Here is a 19559-nt window from a genome sequence, read left to right on the forward strand (position 1 = left end):
TTTAATGCTCTCAAAGGAACCTCATACGAGGTTTCAATACATAAGCTCTACTGGCTTAGTTCACTAGCACACTGTTGAGTTCTCAAGCAACACACTCTGGAATCACCCGCGTTATCGGCGGGCTCAACCTCGGCAGTTGTTCCAAGCGATATTCACAAACTTTTGGTCGAGCATGCCTCAGCCTACGAAGTTAGTCGTAGGGATTCGGCGGCCGCTCGTGGGCCGACGCTGAACATTACCCGGTCCGATTCGCGGTGTCAACCCGCTCGTCCCGCCCTGGTCTCTGGGGCTTGCGGCCCCGGTGTGACCCGGTGTTCCTGGCGACTTGGAGAACTTTACATGCCCCGAAACCGGTCCCGACAGGGGGGTCACTTAACGGTATCTCCGCAGGTCAGGGTGCTTACGGAGGGCTACGACGGCCAAGTCGGCAGATAGCGCGGCGGGACACGGGCCGGCGCGGCCCGCTCGAAGTCCGCCGCGAGCGCCAGCATCCGGCCGTCGGACCACCGCGCACCCATAAACGAGATACCCACCGGGAGCGGTCCGGTAAACCCCGCGGGCACGGTCACGTCCGGGTAGCCCGCGACGGCGGCCGGGGTCGAGGACGGGATCACGTCGTCGTCCCCCGTCGCGCAGTCGGTCTTCCACGCCGGCGGGTTGGTCGGCGAGGCGATCGCGTCCAGGTGGTACTTCGCCAGCGTCTCGTCCAGCGACCGGCGCGCGAGGTCCGACAGCTCGGCGCGCCCGGCGAGGTATCCCGGGTCGGTCGGCGGCGGCGCGGCCAGCGCCTGCTCGAACAGCTCCTGGCCGGCGAAGCAGGTCTGCTCCAGCGGGTCGGCGCGGTTGTAGGCGATCAGCTCGGCCAGGTTCCGCGGCCCCTTCGGGCGGGTCGCGAGGTAGGCGTCGATGTCGCGGTGGAACTCGGTGAGCAGCGCCGGGAACTCCAGCTCGCCGAGCCGGTCCTGGTACGGCGGAGTCACCTCGACGACCGTCGCACCGGCCTTGACCAGGGAATTCTTCGCGGACGTCATGACCGCGTCCGTCGAAGGGCCGAGCACCGGCAGCCGCCACAGGCCGATCCGGGCGCCGCGCAGCACGCCCGGCCGGAGCAGCTTCGCGTAGTCCGTGGGCTGGGTGCGCGGGTACTCCGCGGTCGCCGGGTCCGACGGGTCGCGCCCCTGGAGGGCCGACAGCGTGAGCGCGACGTCGACGACGTTGCGGGCGATCGGGCCGGCGGTGTCCTGCTCGGCGGAGATCGGCACCACGCCGGTGCGGCTGACCAGGCCGAGGCTCGGTTTGTGGCCGACCGTCGCCGTCATCCCGGCCGGGCAGACGATCGAGCCGTCGGTCTCGCTGCCGATCGCGACCTGGGCCAGCGACGCGGCGACGCCGGCGGCGGACCCGGCGGACGACCCGCACGGGTTGCGGTCCAGCACGTACGGGTTGTTCGTCTGGCCGCCGACGCCCGACCAGCCCGACGTCGGCTTCGCGGCGCGGAAGTTCGCCCACTCGGACAGGTTCGCCTTGCCGAGGATCACCGCGCCCGCGTTCCGCAGCCGGGTGATCAGCGTGGCGTCCTTCGCCGGGTAGCTGCGCAGGGCCCGCGACCCGGCCGTCGTGTGCTGGTCGCGCGTGTCGACGTTGTCCTTGACCAGCACCGGGATGCCGTCGAGCGGCCCGCGCAGGTGGTGCGCGCGGCGCCGGGCGTCACTCTCGAGGGCCTGCCCGAGCGCCCCGGGGTTCAGCGCGAGCACGGCGTTGACCTTGCCGTCGACCTGGTGGATCCGGTCGAGGTAGAGCCGGGTCAGGCCCGCCGCGCTGAGCCGGCCGGACGCCATCCGCGCCTGCAGCGCCGGGATGTCGGCCGAGTCCAGGTCGAACCTCGAAGAGGACGCCGAAGCGGCGGGTGCGGCGGGGACGAGGACGAGTGCGGCGGCCAGGATCGCGAGGAACACCGGCCGCCGCCCCATCAGAGCACCGGCAGCAGGGTGCGGAGTTCGTACGGGGTGACGGCGCTCCGGTAGTTGTCCCACTCGGAGCGCTTGTTCCGGAGGAAGAAGTCGTAGACGTGCTCGCCGAGTGCTTCCGGCAGGAGCTCGGACTTCTCCATCTCGGCCAGGGCTTCCCCCAGGTTCTGGGGCAACTGCGCGTAACCGGCGGCGCGCCGCTCGGAGTCCGACAGCTGCCAGATGTTGTCCTCGGCAGGTGGCGGCAGCTCGTACCCCTTCTCGATCCCCTTGAGCCCGGCGGCCAGGATGACCGAGTACGCGAGGTACGGGTTGCACGCGGAGTCCAGCGTACGGATTTCCACCCGTCGGGATGACGCCTTTCCGGGTGAATACATCGGCACCCGGACGAGCGCCGAGCGGTTCGCCCGGCCCCACGAAACCGTCGTCGGCGCCTCGCTTCCGCTGATCAGGCGCTTGTAGGAGTTCACCCACTGGTTCGTGACGGCGGAGATCTCCTTGGCGTGGTGCAGCAGCCCGGCGACGAACGCCTTGCCCGTCTCCGACAGCTCGTGCGGATCCTCGGCGTCGTAGAAGGCGTTGCGATCACCCTCGAAGAGGCTGATGTGGGTGTGCATCCCGGAGCCGGGCTGGTCCGTGAACGGCTTCGGCATGAACGTCGCGCGCACGCCCTGGGTCAGCGCGACCTCCTTGACGACGTAACGGAACGTCATCACGTTGTCGGCCATGGTCAGGGCGTCGGCGTAGCGGAGGTCGATCTCCTGCTGGCCGGGCGCGCCCTCGTGGTGGCTGAACTCGACCGAGATGCCCATCGCCTCGAGGGTCTCGATGGCGTGGCGCCGGAAGTGCGTCGCCGTGGCGTGGCTGGCCTGGTCGAAGTAGCCGCCGTTGTCCGCGGGCTCCGGCTCGCTGCCGTCGTCCGGCAGGTTCGCGAGGAGGAAGAACTCGATCTCCGGGTGCACGTAGCAGGTGAAACCCGCCTCGGCGGCCTTCGAGAGCTGGCGGCGCAGCACGTGGCGCGGGTCGGCCCACGACGGCGAGCCGTCCGGCATCGCGATGTCGCAGAACATCCGGGCCGAGTACGGGCTGCCGTCCGGGGTCTCCCAGGGCAGCACCTGGAAGGTGGCCGGGTCCGGCTTGGCGACCATGTCGGATTCGTAGACGCGCGCGAACCCTTCGATGGCCGAGCCGTCGAAGCCGATCCCCTCGGTGAAAGCGCCCTCGAGCTCGGCCGGCGCGACCGCGACGGACTTGAGGAACCCCAGCACATCGGTGAACCAGAGACGGACGAAACGGATGTCGCGCTCCTCGAGCGTGCGGAGCACGAATTCCTGCTGGCGATCCATGGCCGCACCCTAACGACAGCGTGTTAACGGGATGTTTCACGACGCGCCGAGGGTGACGAAGGTCAGTTCACCGGCACCGGAACGGGCTTCTTCGCGCGCTTGATGGCCACCGAAGCGACGGACGCGATCACCGCGAGCACGGCCGCGGAATACCAGGCCAGGGTGTAGTTCCCGAGCTGGTCGCGGACCAGGCCGGCGGCCGACGCGGCGAACGCGGCCCCCAGCTGGTGGCAGGCGAAAACCCAGCCGAACACGATCGGGCCGGCCTCCCCGAAGGCGCGGACACACAGCGCGACGGTCGGCGGGACCGTGGCCACCCAGTCGAGGCCGTAGAACAGGATGAACGCCCACATGCTCGGCTGCACGGAGTCGGTGAACAGCTGCGGCAGCATGGCGAGCGAGAGCCCGCGCAGCGCGTAGTAGACGCCGAGCAGGATCCGCGGGTCGACGCGGTCGGTGAGCCAGCCGGAGAAGATCGTGCCGACGACGTCGAAGACGCCGACCAGGGCCAGCAGGCCGGCCGCGGTCGTCTGCGGCATGCCGTGGTCGTGGGCGGCCGGGACGAAGTGGGTGCCGACCAGGCCGTTCGTCGTCGCGCCGCAGATCGCGAAGCCGATCGCGAGCAGCCAGAACGTCCGGGTGCGGGCCGCCGTCTTGAGGACGGACAGGGCGCGGCGGGCGGAGCCGGTCTTCGGGGCGGGGCGGGCGATCTCGGCGTCGGCGGGCGCGCCGAAGGCCGTGGTGCCGACGTCGGCGGGGTGGTCGCGGATGAGCAGCAGGACCACCGGGACGACGGCGAGCGCCGCGATCGCGATCACCAGTGACGCCGTGCGCCAGCCGGAGCCGACCGCCAGGTTGGCGATCAGCGGCAGGAAGATCAGCTGGCCGGTGGCGCCGGCCGCGGTCAGCACGCCGGTGACGACACCCCGGCTGCGGACGAACCACCGGGCCGCGACGGTCGCGGCGAAGCTCATCGCCATCGAGCCGGTGCCCGCGCCGATCAGCACGCCCCAGCAGAGGATCAGCTGCCAGCTCGCGGTCATGAAGACCGTGCCGGCCGCGCCGACGGCGATGACGAACAACGCCGTGGCCGAGACCCGGCGGATGCCGAACCGCTCCATCAGGGCGGCCGCGAAGGGCGCGAAGAGGCCGTAGAGCACGAGGTTGACCGAGACGGCCGAGCTGATCGTGGCCGTCGACCAGCCGAACTCCTGGTGCAGCGGGTCGATGAGGACACCGGGGGCCGACCGGAAGCCGGCGGAGGCGAGCAGCGCGACGAACGCGGCACCGGCGATCAGCCAGGCACGGTGCAGCTTCGGGGCAGGGCGGGTCTCGACAGTCACCCCAGCAGTCTCATCGCGCGCGCCTGGTCGCGGAAGTGGCCTGAAGGACATCCTCCGCAAGGATCAGGCCACCGCTAGGCTTGGTGAATGTCCCGCATCACCCTGCTGCTGGTGGTCCTCCTGACGGCCGGGTGCGCCGGTTCGCCCGACACACGAGGGCCGTTTCCCGCGGGCGCCGACCTGGTCCGCGACGCGGCGACGTCGTTCGCGTCGGTGCGCACCGTGCACTTCGCGGCCGGGGTCAACGGCGTGCTGCCGGACTTCCCGCTCCGGCAGATCGAAGGCGACGCGACCCTCGACGACGGCGGGTCCGCGACCGGCACGGCCGACATCCAGGAGGGTGACGGGCACGCCAAGGCCCCCTTCGACGTGCGGGGCGACCAGATCACGGGGCAGGGTGCGCTGCCCGAGGCGTACACGGTCGGCGCGTTACTCGGGCCGACATCCGGGCTCAAGCGGCTGCTCGACGGCGTCACCGACGCGAAGACCGAGGGCCAGGAGAACGTCGACGGCGTGGCCGCGCTGCGCGTCGGCGGCCGGGTGCCGGCGGCGATCGCGCACAGCGTGCTGCCGCAGGTCGCCGCCGACGTCATCGTCAAGGTGTGGGTCTCGGCCGACGGTCCCCGGCGGTTCGTCCGGCTGTGGACGCAGATCCCGCCGGCCGGCGACCACCTCAGCCCGGTGATGATCGAGCTGTCGCTGACGCCCCAGTCCTGATCACTGCCCCGTGCAGCGGGTGCCCTCCGCCGGGACCGTGCCGTCCACCAGGTACGCGACACCCGCGCGGTCGACGCAGGCGTTGCCGTCGAGGAACACCGTGTGCTGCACGCCTTCGTGGGTCAGCAGGACGCCGTCGAGGTCCTTCGCGAGGTCGACGCCCTGCTGGTACGGCGTCGCCGGGTCGTGGGTGGTCGAGACGACCAGCGTCTTCGGCAGGCCTTCGGGACGCGGCGCGTGCTCGGCCGAGGTCGGCGGGACCGGCCAGGTCGAGCAGATGTCCAGCTCGCTCGTGTCGGGCGTGCCGCCGGCGAGGAACGGCGCACCGGCGACCATCCGCTCGTGTGCGCGGGTGATTTCGGCTCGGTCGGTCAGCCGGGTGTGGTCGACGCAGCGGACGGCGAAGTACGCGTCGATCGCGCCGCTGTAACGGCCGTCGCGATCGCGCTGGTAGTAGTCGTCGGCGAAGGCCAGCAGCGTGCGGCCGTCGCGGGCGGCCAGCCGGGCGAGGGCGGCGTTGAGCGCGTCCCAGTCGCTGCGGGCGTACAGGCCGCCGAAAGTGCCGGTGACGGCGTCTTCGAACGACAGGGGACGGTTCCCGGCCGGCGCGGGCCGGGTGATCAGCGGACGCGCCAGCTTCTGGAAGGCCTCGGTCGTCCGGGCGGGGTCGCGGCCGAGCGCGCAGTCACTCCGGGCCGCGCACCACTTCCCGAACTCCGTCAGGGCGTCCTGGAAGCCCGCGGCCTGCTCGACCAGCGATTCCACCAGGCCCTGCGCGGGGTCGACCGCGCCGTCGAGCAGCAGCGCGCGGACGTTGCGCGGGTACGCCTCGGCGTAGGCCGCGCCGATCTGCGTCCCGTACGAGTAGCCGAGGTAGGTCAGCTTCTCGTCGCCGAGAGCCGCGCGAAGGACGTCGAGGTCGCGTACGACGTCTCGAGTGCCGACGTTCGCGAGGAACTCTTTGCCGTACTTCGTCGCTTCGACGCACTTCGCGCCGTACGCGGTCGTCTCGGCGAGCTGCTGCTTCACCCCTTCAGGCGACATGTCGCTTTCGACGTCGGACGCCCGGTCGGCGTCCTGCTCGGCGCCCGTGCGGCAGGTGATCCGCGGCTCGCTGGTGCCAACCCCACGCGGGTCGAAGCCGACCAGGTCGAACCGGTCGAGCAGGGGCGCGGCGGCGGGCGTCTTCACCAGCGACGCGGCCGTGGCCGTACCCCAGGCGCCGGGCCCGCCGGGGTCGACGACCAGCGACCCGATCCGCTGCTTCGCCGCCTTGTGGCGCAGGAGGCCGACGGTGACGGTCTTCCCGTCCGGCGCCGCGTAGTCCAGCGGCACGGTGAGGTGCGCGCAGTCCAGTGCCTCGCCGCACGCGCTCCACGCGAGCTGCTGAGTGGTGAACTTCCGCAGGTCGGGCGGCAGAGGAGCCGGCGACGGCGCGGGTGCCGGAGCACTCGTGCACGCCGCCAGCAGCACGGCCACGGCGGCCAGGCCTACTGCCCGGTGCAGCGGGTGCCCTCCGCCGGGACCGTGCCGTCCACCAGGTAGGCCGTGCCCGCCTGGTCCACGCAGGAAATGCCCTGCAGGAAGACCGTGTGCTGGGTGCCCTCGAAGGTGAGCAGCGCGCCCTTCAGGCCCTTCGCGAGGTTGACGCCGGCCTGGTACGGCGTGGCCGGGTCGTTCGTCGTCGAGATGACCAGCGTCTTCGCCAGGCCTTCGACGTTCGGCACGTGCGGCTGCGAGGTGTTCGGCACCGGCCAGAACGCGCAGGCGTCACGGGCCGCGCTCGCCGGGCGGCCGTCGTCGAGGAACGGCGCGACCTGCACGTACTCCTCCTGCGCCTTGAGGATGACGGCCGGGTCGGTGACGCGCGGGTCGTCGACGCAGCGGATCGCGGTGAAGGCGTCCTGCGTGGTGCCGTACTTGCCGCTGGAGTCGCGCTCGTTGTAGATGTCGGCGAGCTTCTCGAGCGTCGCGCCGCGCTGCTGCTTCAGCTCGTTGAGGCCGGTGTTCAGCGCGTCCCAGAGACTCTCCTGGTAGAGCGCCTGGATGACGCCGGTGGTTGCGTCCTCGTAGGAGAGCTTGCGGCCGTCGCCGACCGGGACCGGGAAGTCGATCAGCGGCCGGACGAGGTCCTGGAACACCTTGACCGCGGCGGCGGGGTCCTGGCCGAGGGCGCAGTCCTGCTGAGCGGTGCACGACTTGGCGAACTGCGTGAACGCACCGCCGAAGCCCTGGCCCTGGGCGACCAGCGACTCGACGGCGTCCTGCTCCGGGTCGACCGCGCCGTCGAGGATCATCGCGCGGACGTTCTTCGGGAACGCCTCGGCGTAGGTCGACCCGATCCGGGTGCCGTAGGAGTAGCCGAGGTAGGTCAGCTTCTCGTCGCCCAGGACCGAGCGCAGGACGTCGAGGTCCTTCACGACGTCGCGGGTGCCGACGTTGGCGAGCAGCCCGGTGCCGTCGTCGGTGCGCTGGGCGCACTTCGCGGCGAAGTCCTTTTCCTGCGCTTCCTGCTTGAGCACGCCCTGCGCCGAGCCGTCGGTCTCGCTGTCGTCGGCGCGGTCGGCGTCGCGCTCGGAGTCGGTCAGGCAGCGGATGATCGGCTGGCTCGCGCCGATCCCCCGCGGGTCGAAGCCGACCAGGTCGAAGCGCTTGCCGAGGTCCGTGTTCGCCGTCGGCTTGATCAGCCCGGCGGCGGCGACCATGCCCGAGGCGCCCGGTCCGCCCGGGTTGACCACCAGCGACCCGATCCGGTCACCGCCGTCGGTCGCCTTGTGCCGCAGCAGGCCGAGCGTGATGGTCGTTCCGTCCGGTTTGGTGTAGTCCAGTGGCACGGTCAGCCGCGCACACTGGATGTCCTTCGCCTGGAACGCCGACCTCGCGTCCTCCGACGTCGCGTAAGGTGCGCACTCGGCCCAGGTCAGGCTCTGGCCGTAGAACCGCTCCAGCCCCGCGGGCACCGGCCCGGACGGCGGGTGCGACTCGGTCGTCGGGGACGGCGGCGTGGTCTTGCCGGTGGACGTGCAGGCGGTCAGCGAGGCCGCGAGCAGCGCGGAAGCCGCGATCGCGGTGATCGTGCGACCACAGGACCTGGCGCTGGGATGAAGGAACACGGTTGGATCGTCCCATCCGGCCGCGGAACTCGAACGCACCACCGCCACGTTGGGTGGGGCAGGCCGGTCGAGCGAGAGAGAACGGGAGACCAGGGGTGGCAGCACTGATCAGCCGGGTGGGCAAACGGCTCCGCCGGATCATCCAGCGGCCGGGCAGCGTCGAGCTGACCCGCTACGAAGCACTGCTGCCCGCAGTCGAGAAGCTCGAACCCGAGCTCGAGAAGCTCTCCGACGAGGAGCTGACCGAGCGGGCCGGGAAGCTTCGCGAGACGCTGAAGGACACCGCGTTCGGCGACAATCACCTGATCGAGGTGTGCGCGCTCGGTCGTGAGGCCGCTCGGCGGGCACTGGGCGAGCGCGCGTTCGACGTCCAGATCCTCGGCACGATGGGCCTGCTCAGCAAGCACGTCGTGCAGATGGAGACCGGTGAGGGCAAGACGCTCGCCGGCGCCCTGGCCGCGGCCGGGTACGCGCTGCGCGGCAAGCGCGCGCACGTCGTCACGGTCAACGACTACCTGGCCCGGCGCGACGCCGAGTGGATGGGCCCGGTGTACGCGCTGCTCGGCGTGTCGGTCGGCTGGGTCGAACCGTCGCACTCCCAGGCGGAGCGCAAGGAGGCCTACGCCAAGGACGTCACGTACGGCGCCGTCGCCGAAATCGGCTTCGACGTGCTGCGCGACCGCCTGGTCACGAACGTCGACGACCTGGTCCAGCCGCCCCCCGAGGTCGCGATCGTCGACGAGGCGGACTCCGTGCTGGTCGACGAAGCCCGCGTCCCGCTGGTGATGGCCGGCTCGATCGACCACACCGACGCCGACGAAGAGGTCGCGAAGGTCGTCCGGCGGCTGCGGCTCAACCTGCACTACGAAACCGACAGCGAAGGCCGCAACGCCTGGCTGACCGACGCCGGCGCGTCCGTCGTCGCGAAGTCGCTCGGCCTGGAGGTCGACGACCTCTACGGCGAGACGGCTTCGGACCGGCTCCCCGCGGTGAACGTCGCGCTGCACGCGCACGCGCTGCTCACCCGGGACGTCGACTACCTGGTCCGCGACGGCAAGGTCCAGCTGATCAACGCCGCCCGCGGCCGCGTCGCCGAGCTGCAGCGCTGGCCGGACGGCCTCCAGGCCGCCGTCGAGGCGAAGGAGCAGGTCACCGCGACCGACCGCGGCGAGATCCTGGACTCGATCACCGTCCAGGCGCTGCTGGCGCGCTACCCCGAGGTCGCGGGCATGACCGGTACCGCGGTCGCGGTCGCCGAGCAGCTGCGCGAGTTCTACGAGCTCGAGGTCGCGGTCATCCCGCCGAACACCCCGAACGTCCGCGAGGACCAGGAGGACCGGGTCTTCGCGTCGCCGTCGCAGAAACTGCGGGCGATCGAGGAGGAGATCCGCACGGTCCACGAGACCGGGCGGCCGATCCTCGTCGGCACCCAGGACGTCGCCGAGTCGGAGGAGCTGGCCGAGAAGCTGGCGAAGGTCGACCTCGAGTGCGTCGTGCTCAACGCGCGCAACGACGCCGAAGAGGCGTCGATCATCGCCGAGGCCGGCAAGAAGGGCGCGGTCACCGTGTCCACGCAGATGGCCGGGCGCGGTACCGACATCCGGCTGGGCGGCACCGACGGCGCGACCCGCGAAGAGGTCGTCGAGCTGGGCGGGCTGCACGTGATCGGCACCGCGCGGTACCCGTCGAGCCGGCTCGACGGCCAGCTGCGCGGCCGCTCCGGCCGGCAGGGCGACCCGGGCAGCGCGATCTTCTTCGCGAGCTTGAACGACGAGCTCGTGCTGTCGAACGCGCCGGACGTGCCCGAGGGCATCACCGACGACGAAGAGACCGGCGAGATCACCGACAACGCGGCGCTGCGGCAGCTCAACCACGCCCAGCGCGTCGCCGAGGGCGTCGACCTGGAGATCCACCGCAACACCTGGCGCTACACGCGGCTGATCGAGCGGCAGCGGCGTGACCTGCTGACCCACCGCGACAAGGTGCTTCGCGAGGCGTACGCGGCGGAGAAGCTGGAGAAGGCGCACCCGGAGAAGTTCGCCGAGCTGAAGGAGAAACTGGGCGACGACCAGGAGAAGCTGGAGCAGCTGTGCCGCGAGGTGCTGCTGTTCCACGTCGACCAGCTCTGGTCGGACCACCTCGCGTACCTGACCGACGTCCGCGAGAGCATCCACCTGCGGGCGCTGGCGCGCGAAACGCCGCTCGACGAGTTCCACCGCGCGGCGATCCCGGAGTTCCACAAGATCATCGCCGAGGCGGACTCGCGCGCGGCGAAGACGCTCGAAGAGGCGGAGCTGACCGACGACGGCATCGACCTCGGCGACGCGGGCGTCCGGCGCGCGAACACGACGTGGACCTACCTGGTGCACGACAACCCGTTCGACTCCGACTTCGAGCAGACCATCAAGAAGGTCCGGAGCATGATCAAGCGGAAGTAGCCTTCTTCCCGGAAAACCCCCGCCCGGTTCGTCCGAGCGGGGGTTTTTTCGGTTGCCGTAAGCGGCAGAATCGGCGCCATGCGCAAGATCCCGACGCTGTTCCGGCGCGATCCCGAAGACCTTCGCCGTGTCACCCGCGAAGTGCACCCCGCGTGCCAGTGGGTGCTCGACGGCGAGGGCGTGCCCACCCGCAAGTACGACGGCACCTGCGTCCGGCTCGACGAGTCCGGCGCGTGGTGGGCGCGGCGCGAGGTGAAGGCGGGCAAGAGCGCGCCGGCCGGGTTCGAGGCCGTGCAGACCGACCCCGAGACGGGGAAGACCGTCGGCTGGGAACCGGTCGAGCAGTCGTCGTTCGCGACGTTCTTCGAGGAAGCGCACGAACGGCTTTTCGGTGCGGCGCCCGGCACCTACGAGCTGTGCGGCCCGAAGATCAACGGCGACCCGGAGAAGCTCGGCACGCACCGGCTGGTCCCGCACGCGACCGCGCAGGAGTTCGCCGGCGTCCCGCGCGACTTCGACGGGCTGATGGCGTGGCTGCTCGCGCACCCGGAGTTCGAGGGCGTCGTGTGGCACCGCCGGGACGGGCGGATGGCGAAGCTCAAGCACCGGGACGCCGTCGCGTCGACCTAGGGTGGCTTTTCGCCCACATTCGCTCGGCTGGGCGGGTGGCGGTGCGTCAGAATGGCGGTATGCCGCAACTGCGCATCGCGCTCGCCCAGGTCAACCCCACCGTCGGTGACCTCGACGGCAACGCCGACCTGCACGTCGCCTGGACCCGCCGGGCCGCCGAAGCCGGCGCCCACGTCGTCGTCTTCCCCGAGATGTCCCTGACCGGCTACCCGGTCGAGGACCTCTCCCTGCGCCGCACCTTCGCCGAGGCATCGCGGCTGGGCGTCGAGGCGCTGGCGCGCCGGCTGGACGACGCCGGCTGCGGCGAAGTGCTGACCTACATCGGGTACCTCGACCTCGACGAGGCCGGCCCGCGGGACGCGGCGGCGGCGCTCTACCGCGGCGAGGTCGTCGCGCGGCAGTTCAAGCACCACCTCCCGAACTACGGCGTGTTCGACGAGCACCGCTGGTTCAAGCCGGGCACCTCGCTCGACGTCGTCCGGTTCCACGGGCTCGACATCGGCATGGTCATCTGCGAGGACATCTGGCAGGACGGCGGGCCGATCTCGGCGCTGGGCCGCGCCGGGGTCGATCTCGTGGTGGCGCCGAACGCGTCGCCGTACGAGCGGTCCAAGGACGAGCAGCGGCTGCCGCTCGTCGCCCGCCGCGCCGCCGAAGCCGGCGCGCCGCTGGTCTACACCAACCAGGTCGGCGGCCAGGACGACCTCGTCTTCGACGGCGACTCGCTCGTCGTCGGCGCGGACGGCGCGGTGGTGGCGCGTGCGCCGCAGTTCGTCGAGCACCTGCTCGTGCTCGACATGGACCTCACCGCGGGCGGGCACGCCGGCGACGGTGACCTCGAAGGCCTGCACGTCCGGCGGCGGGTGCTGAGTTCCGAACCGCTGCCTTCCTACGAGCCGACGGCGTCACCGGTGATCAGTGAACCGCTCGCGGACGAGGCCGAGGTGTGGTCGGCGCTGGTCGTCGGGCTGCGGGACTACGTGCACAAGAACGGCTTCACGTCGGTGACGTTCGGTTTCTCCGGCGGCATCGACTCGGCGGTGTGCGCGTCGCTGGCGGCAGACGCGCTCGGCGGCGACAACGTCTACGGCGTCTCGATGCCGTCGAAGTACTCCTCGGGCCACTCGAAGGACGACGCCGAGGACCTCGCGCAGCGGATCGGTGCCCACTACCGGGTCGAGCCGGTCGAGGACATGGTCCGCGTCTACGTCGACCAGCTCTCCTTGACGGGCCTGGCCGAGGAGAACATCCAGGCGCGCACCCGCGGCATGCTCCTCATGGCACTGTCCAACTTGGACGGTCACTTGGTCCTCGCCACCGGCAACAAGACCGAGCTGGCCGTCGGGTACTCCACGATCTACGGCGACGCGGTCGGCGCGTTCGCCCCGATCAAGGACGTCTTCAAGACGCACGTCTGGCAGCTGGCGCGGTGGCGCAACGCGGAAGCCTTGAGGCGGGGCGAAACGCCGCCGATCCCGGAGAACTCGATCTCCAAGCCGCCGTCGGCCGAGCTGCGGCCGGGGCAGATGGACTCCGACTCGCTGCCGGACTACGCGCTGCTCGACGACATCCTCGACGACTACGTCGAGGGCGACCGCGGGTACGCCGACCTCGTCGAGGCCGGCTTCGCGCCGGAGACGATCGACCGCGTGGTGCGGATGGTCGACAAGGCCGAGTACAAGCGGCGCCAATACCCGCCGGGCACGAAGATCACGCTCAAGGCGTTCGGCCGCGACCGGCGGCTGCCGATGACCAACGCGTGGCGTGAGGGCAAGGCCTAACTCAACGCCACCTGCCGTCCTTCCGGCGTGCGGACAGCGGCGGTCAAGCCCGCGCGGTCGGCGCGCCGGATCAGGAGCTCCAGGCCCAGCGCGTCCGTCACCGCGAGGACCGAGTCCGGGTCGGGGTGGGTGCCCGTCACCATGAGCAGGGGCAGGGACGGCAGGCCGCGGGTCGTCGGGTGCGGGGTGCTGCCCCAGTCGATGAGGAACGGCGTGAGGGTGCCCGGGACGCTCGTCGGGGTCAGCCGCCAGCGCAGCAGCTCGCCTTGGGCGGTCTCGCGGGACATCTCGACGGCGTCACCCGGGTCGAAACCGTGGGCGCGGGCGTTCTTGATCGTGGCGTCGATGTCCGTGGTGCGCACCGCCCAGGCCACCAGGGCCGGCTCGGTCAGGTCGTCGATGCCGAACGGCCTCCGCTGCGCGGGCTCCGGCTGGGCCGGGTCCGGGCCGATCACCTCCAGGTAGGCACCGGCGCCGAGGTCGGCGAGGTGGTTGGCCGTGCCCACGCCGACGTGGCTGCCGCCGGGCGCGGGGGTGACCCCGGTGAGTTCCTTGACGCGCGCGACGGCCTCGGCGAGGTCCGGTCCGGCGTAGACGAGGTGGTCCAGCACCGGCCCATCATCCCGTGGCCGAGCCCGGGCCGACAGCCTCCCTTCGGTCGTAGGCTGGCCGCATGACACTGGGGTTCACGGTCTTCGACACGGCGATCGGGGCGTGCGGGCTCGCGTGGCGGGACGACGTCGTGATCGGGACGTCGCTGCCGGAGGGCAGTACGCCGCGCACCCGCGCGTGGCTGGCTCAGCGGTTCCCGGACGCCGTCGAAGGTCCGCCGCCCGCTTCAGTGCGGGAGGCGGTCGACGGGATCGTCGCGCTGCTGTCCGGCGAGCGCCGCGACCTGGCCGGGATCGAGCTGGACCTGGCCGCGGTACCCGACTTTAACCGGCGCGCGTACGAGATCGCGCGCACCATCCCGCCGGGCAAGACCCTGACCTACGGCGACATCGCGCACCGGCTCGGGATGCCCGGGTCGGCGCAGGCGGTCGGGCAGGCCATGGGGCACAACCCGTTCCCGATCGTGGTGCCGTGCCACCGGGTCCTGGCGGCCGGTGGTCGCGACGGCGGCTTCTCGGCGCGCGGCGGGGTCGCGACGAAACGACGGATGCTCGTGATCGAAGGCGCTCTGGCGGACGAGCCGACGTTGTTCTGACGCCTGCCCGCCGCGCCGCCGGTACGTGTGTGGTCCGCCGGCACACGTGATCGGGGAGCCGACACGCGTGATTGAGGAGCCGACACGCGTGATCAGAACGCCGACACGCGTGATTGCCGAGTCGACACGTGATTGAGGGGTCGACTCGCGTACTCCGCCGGACGACACGCGTACCCAGGCGGACGACTCGCGTACCTGGATGGACGACACACCTACCTGGACCGTCGGCTCGCGTACCTGGATGGACGACTCGCGTACCCAGGCGGACGACACACGTACCTGGATGGACGACACGAACCCCAGACCGTCGACTCTCGTACCTGGAGGGTCGGGTCGCGTGCCTGGAGGGTCGGGTCGCGTGCCTGGAACGGCGGGGCGCGTGCCTGGAGGGTCGGCTCGGGCGGTCAGGCTGGTTGGGGGGTGGGCTTCCAGGGTTTCATCCAGGGGGTTTCCGGCCAGTTTTCGGCCGCGGCCATCAGCGGGAAGGCGGTGGCGCCGTCGACGTGCTCGCGGATGATGTCCGCGTGGCCGACGTGGCGGGCCGTCTCCTCGATCAGGTGCAGCAGGACCCAGCGGATCGACCAGGCCGGGACGTCGTCGGGGTACCAGGGGACGCCCTTCGGCACCGGGACCGGGCGGCCGAGGTCGTCGATCCGGCCGATGACCTCCGCCGTGCGGGCGGCGACCTCGTCGTAGCGCTCCAGGACACTCTGCAGCGTCTCCTCCGGGCCCAGCCGGTACGCCTCTTCGTAATCCTGCCTCGCCTCGCCGAACGGCTTCTGGGGCAGCTGCAGGGCGATGTCGATCCAGCCGTCCTCGGTGCTGGCGACGTGCTTGATCAAGCCGCCCACCGACAGCGTGCTCTTCGTCGGCGCGTAGCGCGCCTGCTCGTCGGTCAGGCCGTGTGCGGCCAGCTTGAGCACGTAACGCTGTTGCTCGAGGTAGCGCAGCAGGCCTTCACGCTCGTCGGCCACCGGGGGCACGTTTCCCGCCATGTCGCTCTCTCCTCCGGGAGTCGGGAACCAGATACTCCCATCCGGCACCGACAATTTCGGAAGGTTCTAGACCCGGGGAGCGTGCCGGGGCGCCGGCTTGACGAACGCGTACACGCCGCCCGCGCCGAACAGCACCGCGCGGACCGCCAGCTGGAGCCGGCTGAACACGCCTTCGAACTCGCCCAGCTGCCGGGCGAGCACCACCGCCAGCCAGGTCGCCATCACCACCACGAGCCCGGCGACAGCGAGCCGGCGCCACCCCGGCGGCCACCACAGCACCAGGCTGACCACCCCGACCAGGAGCACCGTGCTCAGCAGCGACGAGATCGCGCCGCTGCTGTCCGGGTAGGCGGCCTGAACCAGGACGACGACCCCGAACACGCTCACCGAGATCGAGCTCAGCCGCGCCTGCCACTGGACCGGGCCGAGCCGGTGCAGCGGCGGCCCGGCGAGCAGGAACGCGACCCCCGAGATCGCGAGCAGGATCCGGAACACGGGCGGGCCGGCGAGCAGCGCGTCGGCCGGGTCCCGCACCGGAGACACCCCCGTCGGCACGAAGAACTCGAGCAGCCAACCCGAATAGGCGACCACGGCCATCCCCATGAGGAGAGCCGAGGCGATCCGAGCCGTGCGCACGTGGCACACATTAAGCGAATGCCTGCCATCGCGCGGGTCCGGCGTGACCAGGGCGACCCAGTCGTTATGCCTGCGGACGGACGAACGGGAACAGGACCGTCTGGCGGATCGACGCTCCCGTCAACATCATGAGCAGGCGGTCTACGCCCAGGCCGAGGCCACCGGTCGGCGGCATTCCGTGTTCCAGGGCCAGCAAAAAGTCCTCGTCCAGCTCCATCGCTTCGACGTCACCACTGGCCGCGCGCAAGGACTGCGCCTCCAGCCGGCGCCGCTGTTCGATCGGGTCCGTCAGCTCGGTGTAGGCCGTGCCGACCTCCGAACCGAACGCGATCAGGTCCCAGCGCTCGGCCAGCAACGGGTCGGTCCGGTGCTGGCGGGTGAGCGGCGAGACGTCGGTCGGGTAGTCCGTGTAGAACGTCGGCAGCACGGTCGAACCCTCGACGAGGTGCTCGTGGGCCTTCAGCACGAGATCGCCGTGGCTCGGGTCCTCCCCCACCGGCACGCCGGCCGCGAGGCAGAACCGGCGCAGGTCCGCCACGGACGTGCCCGAGTCGACGTGCTCCCCCAGCGCCGCCGAGACGGCTTCGTGGACCGGGATCACCGGCCAGTCACCGGAGATGTCGTACTCGACGAGCTTGCCGCCGGTGTCGGGCCGCCGCACGACCTGAGCGCCGTAGGCCGCTTCGGCCGCGTGCTGGATGAGGCCGGTCACCAGGTTCCGCATGGTGTCGTAGTCCGCGTACGCCTGGTACGCCTCGAGCATCGTGAACTCGGGGTTGTGGGTCGCGTCGACGCCTTCGTTGCGGAAGTTGCGGTTGAGCTCGAAGACGCGCTCGACGCCGGCGACGCACAGCCGCTTGAGGTACAGCTCGGGCGCGATCCGCAGGTACATCCGCATGTCGTAGGCGTTGATGTGGGTGACGAACGGCCGGGCGTTGGCGCCGCCGTGGACCGTCTGCAGCATCGGCGTCTCGACCTCGAGGTAGTCGGCCTGGTGCAGCCGCTCCCGCACCGCGCGGACCACTGTGGACCGCAGCCGGAGCATGTTCGTCGAGTCCGGGTTGACCGCCAGGTCGAGGTAGCGCTGCCGCACCCGTGTCTCCGGGTCGGTGAGGCCCTTCCGCTTGTCCGGCAGGGGGTGCAGGCACTTCGCGGTGACCGTCCACTCGTCGACGAGCACCGAGAGCTCACCGCGCTTCGACGTGACGACCTGGCCGCTGACGCCGACGTGGTCACCGAGGTCGACGCCGGTCCGCCAGCCCGTGAGGTCCAGCTCGCCCGCGTCCAGCATCAGCTGGATCTCGCCGCTGAAGTCCTTGACGCGCGCGAAGCACAGCCCGCCGAGGGTGCGCATCGCCAGCACGCGCCCGGCGATCCGGACCCGGTGCCCGGTGGCGCTGTCCGGTTCGAGCGCGCCGAACTTCGCCACGACGTCGCCGATGTGGTCGTCCCGGCGGAAGCCGACCGGGTACGGGTCGATCCCGGCTTCGCGCAGCTTGCCGAGCTTCGCGACGCGGACGCGCACCTGTTCGGGCCGCCGCACGACCTTCGTCGCCGGCACGGCGGCCGACTCCTCGATCTCCCTGACGCGGGCGACAAAACCGTCGGTGACCGTCTCCAGCCGCAGCGAGCGCGACCGTCCGGTCGGGACGAACCCTTCGAGCGCGCCCGCGACGATGCCGACCCGCGGCAGCCGCCGGGCCGAGGAGTAGCAGAGGAACCGCGGTTCCCACTCCGGGCCGTACTTGGCGTTGGAGCGGTACAGCGACTCCAGCTGGAAGAACCGCGACGCCACGCTCAGGATCCCGCGCCAGGCCCGCAGCACCGGGCCCGCGCCGATCCGCTCCCCCTCGGAGAAGACCGCGCGGAACATGGCGAAGTTGAGCGAGATCCGCTGCGCCCCCAGGACCTGCCCGGCCGCGACGACCTCGGCGATCATGTACTCGTTGAGGCCGTTCTCGGCGTCGCGGTCGCGGCGCATGAGATCCAGCGACAGCCCTCGGCGCCCCCAAGGGACGAACGACAGCAGCCCGCGCAGCTCACCGGCGGCGTCGTAGGCCTCGACCATCACGCTGCGGCCGTCACTCGGGTCGCCGAGACGCCCCAGCGCCATCGAGAACCCGCGTTCGGTCTCGGCGCCGCGCCAGGCCTGCGCCCGGGCCAGCAGCTCGGCCATCTCGCTGTCGGGGATTTCGCCGTGGCGGCGCACGCGCGAGGTGTAGCCGGCGCGCTCGATGCGCTTGACGGCCTGGCGGACCGACCGCCGCTCCGGCCCGGCGAGGCTGAACTCGCGGACGTCGAGCACCGCCTCGTCGCCGATCTCCAGCGCCCGCATGCCCGCGCCGGTGTACGCCTTCGCGCCGCGTTCGCTCGCCCCGAGCACGCCCGGCGTCCAGCCGTAGGTGCGCGTCTCGTCGAGCCACGCGCGCACCGCGTCCGGCCACGCCTCGGGGTCGCCGATCGGGTCCGCGCTGGCGACGCTGGTGCCGCCGAGCACTCGGTAGGTCACCGCGGCCCGGCCGTTCGGCGCGAAGACGACGCTCTTGTCGCGACGGGTGGCGAAGTAGCCGAGGGAGTCGTCCTCGCCGTGTTCGGCGAGCAGCTCCCGCACACGCAGTTCCTCCTGGTCGGTCCGCAGCCGGCGGCTGCGCACCCCGCGGAAGAGCATGTACAGCGCGGCCGTGGCGACGAGCGTCGCGCTCAGGTCGAGGAAGACGTCCAGCCAGACCGGCCCCTCGCCGACGCCGATCTTGCGCAGCTGCAGGTTCTCACCGGTGGCGTGGTTGACGACCCACGCGAAGCGCTCCCACGAGTCGCCGAGGTGGCCGGGGAACGCCTCGGTCAGCAGCCAGCCGACCAGGATGACCACGGCGAACCCGCCGAACAGCATGGTCAGGCCGTCGCGCCAGGCACTCGGCGCGAGCCGGGCCGGGAAGGCCGGGCGCAACGCGAGCAGGAACACGATCAGCCCGATCGAGAGCACGTCGGCCGCGGTGAGGACCCACAGCTGCGCCGGGATGTGCCGGATCTGCTTCGGCCCGAGCGTCAGCAGATCGGGTGACCAGAGCAGGGTCGCCTGCAGGGCCAGGGTGAGCAGCAGCCCGCCGACCTGGAACAGCACGAGCGTGTCGAGCGCCGCCTTCTTGCGGCGGCGCAGCGCCCCGCCCAGCACGACCAGCAGCAGCACCATCACCAGGCTCGCGCTGGTGGGCACGCTCAGGGCCGAGAAGCCCATGTCGAGGCCGTTCATGAGCGGCCCGCGCGGGCCGCCGGTCAGCAGCAGGACCACCGAGAACACCGCGGCCAGCTGCACCACGGTGGCGACGATGCCGCCGCTCTTCGCCTTCCAGGCGGGGATGCGCGTGCGCGCGGTGGTGCCCATCGTC

14 protein-coding genes are annotated in these 19559 nt (G+C 71.2%); 5 read left to right on the forward strand and 9 right to left on the reverse strand.

Annotated elements, in window-relative coordinates:
* Nucleotides 1-410 precede the first annotated feature (410 nt).
* The 3 genes from ACIOD2_RS14915 to ACIOD2_RS14925 form a co-directional block, all read right to left on the reverse strand.
* On the reverse strand, nt 411-1970 hold the full coding sequence (locus ACIOD2_RS14915; protein WP_400538073.1) for an amidase: 1560 nt from the start codon (nt 1968-1970) through the stop codon (nt 411-413).
* Nucleotides 1970-3313 (reverse strand): type I glutamate--ammonia ligase, encoded by a 1344-nt coding sequence (gene glnA, locus ACIOD2_RS14920; RefSeq protein WP_323334309.1) that lies wholly within the window; start codon nt 3311-3313, stop codon nt 1970-1972. Before glnA ends, ACIOD2_RS14915 begins: the two co-directional genes overlap by 1 nt.
* Before the next feature lie 62 nt (nt 3314-3375).
* On the reverse strand, nt 3376-4656 hold the full coding sequence (locus ACIOD2_RS14925) for an MFS transporter (protein ID WP_400538076.1): 1281 nt from the start codon (nt 4654-4656) through the stop codon (nt 3376-3378).
* A gap of 87 nt (nt 4657-4743) precedes the next feature.
* Here ACIOD2_RS14925 and ACIOD2_RS14930 point away from each other — a divergent pair, with 87 nt between their 5' ends.
* Nucleotides 4744-5373: an LppX_LprAFG lipoprotein gene (locus ACIOD2_RS14930; protein WP_400538078.1), complete on the forward strand. Its 630-nt coding sequence runs from the start codon at nt 4744-4746 to the stop codon at nt 5371-5373.
* Here the strand turns inward: ACIOD2_RS14930 and ACIOD2_RS14935 are convergent, their stop codons facing one another.
* Together ACIOD2_RS14935 and ACIOD2_RS14940 are read right to left on the reverse strand one after the other, a co-directional pair.
* Nucleotides 5374-6852: an alpha/beta hydrolase gene (locus tag ACIOD2_RS14935; protein WP_400538080.1), complete on the reverse strand. Its 1479-nt coding sequence runs from the start codon at nt 6850-6852 to the stop codon at nt 5374-5376. It lies immediately after the preceding gene.
* A gap of 11 nt (nt 6853-6863) precedes the next feature.
* Nucleotides 6864-8438 carry an alpha/beta hydrolase gene (locus tag ACIOD2_RS14940; RefSeq protein ID WP_400540335.1) on the reverse strand — a complete coding sequence of 525 codons (1575 nt, stop codon included), beginning with the start codon at nt 8436-8438 and terminating at the stop codon, nt 6864-6866.
* A 143-nt stretch (nt 8439-8581) separates the two neighbouring features.
* Here ACIOD2_RS14940 and secA2 point away from each other — a divergent pair, with 143 nt between their 5' ends.
* The 3 genes from secA2 (at nt 8582) to ACIOD2_RS14955 (ending at nt 13335) form a co-directional block, all read left to right on the forward strand.
* Nucleotides 8582-10924, forward strand: coding sequence for an accessory Sec system translocase SecA2 (gene secA2, locus ACIOD2_RS14945; RefSeq protein ID WP_400538082.1), 2343 nt, complete (start codon nt 8582-8584; stop codon nt 10922-10924).
* A 78-nt stretch (nt 10925-11002) separates the two neighbouring features.
* Nucleotides 11003-11554 carry a DUF5565 family protein gene (locus ACIOD2_RS14950; protein WP_400538084.1) on the forward strand — a complete coding sequence of 184 codons (552 nt, stop codon included), beginning with the start codon at nt 11003-11005 and terminating at the stop codon, nt 11552-11554.
* Nucleotides 11555-11613: 59 nt separating this feature from the next.
* Nucleotides 11614-13335 (forward strand): NAD+ synthase, encoded by a 1722-nt coding sequence (locus ACIOD2_RS14955; protein ID WP_400538086.1) that lies wholly within the window; start codon nt 11614-11616, stop codon nt 13333-13335.
* Here the strand turns inward: ACIOD2_RS14955 and ACIOD2_RS14960 are convergent.
* Nucleotides 13332-13946, reverse strand: a complete 615-nt coding sequence (locus ACIOD2_RS14960; protein WP_400538088.1) for a VOC family protein — start codon at nt 13944-13946, stop codon at nt 13332-13334. The genes ACIOD2_RS14955 and ACIOD2_RS14960 overlap by 4 nt on opposite strands.
* Before the next feature lie 62 nt (nt 13947-14008).
* On the opposite strand from ACIOD2_RS14960, the gene ACIOD2_RS14965 reads away from it, so the two are divergent.
* Complete coding sequence (locus ACIOD2_RS14965) at nt 14009-14542, forward strand: methylated-DNA--[protein]-cysteine S-methyltransferase (RefSeq protein ID WP_400538090.1); 534 nt, start codon at nt 14009-14011, stop codon at nt 14540-14542.
* A 404-nt stretch (nt 14543-14946) separates the two neighbouring features.
* On the opposite strand, the gene ACIOD2_RS14970 is transcribed toward ACIOD2_RS14965, so the two are convergent.
* From ACIOD2_RS14970 to lysX, 3 genes are all read right to left on the reverse strand, one after another.
* Nucleotides 14947-15537, reverse strand: coding sequence for a DinB family protein (locus tag ACIOD2_RS14970; RefSeq protein WP_400538092.1), 591 nt, complete (start codon nt 15535-15537; stop codon nt 14947-14949).
* Nucleotides 15538-15603: 66 nt separating this feature from the next.
* Entirely contained in the window at nt 15604-16173 is a 570-nt protein-coding gene (locus ACIOD2_RS14975) for a hypothetical protein (RefSeq protein ID WP_400538094.1), read from the reverse strand.
* Between the two features lie 64 nt (nt 16174-16237).
* Nucleotides 16238-19555 carry a bifunctional lysylphosphatidylglycerol synthetase/lysine--tRNA ligase LysX gene (lysX, locus tag ACIOD2_RS14980; RefSeq protein WP_400540337.1) on the reverse strand — a complete coding sequence of 1106 codons (3318 nt, stop codon included), beginning with the start codon at nt 19553-19555 and terminating at the stop codon, nt 16238-16240.
* Nucleotides 19556-19559 lie beyond the last annotated feature (4 nt).

This window comes from Amycolatopsis sp. NPDC088138, from assembly GCF_044741685.1.
In the GTDB taxonomy this organism is placed as follows: Bacteria; Actinomycetota; Actinomycetes; order Mycobacteriales; family Pseudonocardiaceae; genus Amycolatopsis.

Excerpts from the sequence above, each read along its gene's own strand:
- ACIOD2_RS14965 (WP_400538090.1), top strand. The coding sequence starts at position 14,009 with ATGACACTGGGGTTCACGGTCTTCGACACGGCGATCGGGGCGTGCGGG.
- lysX (WP_400540337.1), bottom strand. The coding sequence starts at position 19,555 with ATGGGCACCACCGCGCGCACGCGCATCCCCGCCTGGAAGGCGAAGAGC.
- ACIOD2_RS14955 (WP_400538086.1), top strand. The coding sequence starts at position 11,614 with ATGCCGCAACTGCGCATCGCGCTCGCCCAGGTCAACCCCACCGTCGGT.
- glnA (WP_323334309.1), bottom strand. The coding sequence starts at position 3,313 with ATGGATCGCCAGCAGGAATTCGTGCTCCGCACGCTCGAGGAGCGCGAC.
- ACIOD2_RS14915 (WP_400538073.1), bottom strand. The coding sequence starts at position 1,970 with ATGGGGCGGCGGCCGGTGTTCCTCGCGATCCTGGCCGCCGCACTCGTC.
- ACIOD2_RS14970 (WP_400538092.1), bottom strand. The coding sequence starts at position 15,537 with ATGGCGGGAAACGTGCCCCCGGTGGCCGACGAGCGTGAAGGCCTGCTG.
- ACIOD2_RS14950 (WP_400538084.1), top strand. The coding sequence starts at position 11,003 with ATGCGCAAGATCCCGACGCTGTTCCGGCGCGATCCCGAAGACCTTCGC.
- ACIOD2_RS14930 (WP_400538078.1), top strand. The coding sequence starts at position 4,744 with ATGTCCCGCATCACCCTGCTGCTGGTGGTCCTCCTGACGGCCGGGTGC.